The sequence below is a fragment of the Streptomyces sp. SID12501 genome (genome assembly GCF_010550245.1).
Classification (GTDB): Bacteria; Actinomycetota; Actinomycetes; order Streptomycetales; family Streptomycetaceae; genus Streptomyces.
On sequence record NZ_JAAGLU010000457.1, the window covers coordinates 1 to 502 of the forward strand.

Genomic DNA, 502 nt, shown 5'->3' on the forward strand with positions numbered 1-502 from the left:
CTCGGCACTCCCCCGGTGCTTGTGGTCATCCCAGACCTGAAGGAGCAGCGCGAGGTCGACGGGGTCAAGCAGCCGCTGCTTGAGTACGCCCCCGAATGCGAGCAGGCCAGCAGCATGCGAGAACTCACCAGGAGGCTCGTCGGATGAGCAAGGCAGACAAACTGGGAGGCGGATCCAGCTTCCAAAGGGCATACGCCCTCCAGGCAACAACCGACCTCAGCGCCCGCGGACGAGCCAAGGCAGTAGCGGAGGGCCGCGTCGCCTCCTACACCATCGTCAAGATCCCCCTTGCCCAGGTCTCCTCCACTCCCCTCAACCCACGCCGCAACTTTGGTACTCCAGAGGAGCTGACCCGCTTCGGCGAGGACCTGCGCCAGGCCCAGCTCGCAGCCTGCGTGGTCGTTACCCGCGCTGCCTACCTGGAACTGTGGCCCGATCACGCCGAGGCGATCGGCGACGCCGACTACGTCCGCGTCACCGGCGAACGCCGCTTTCGCAGTGC

General features: G+C 66.5%; 1 pseudogene. It reads left to right on the top strand.

Features of this window, described 5'->3' with window-relative positions:
* Window positions 1-143: 143 nt before the first annotated feature.
* Window positions 144-502, top strand: a pseudogene (locus G3I71_RS46750) (plasmid partitioning protein); the annotation flags it as partial.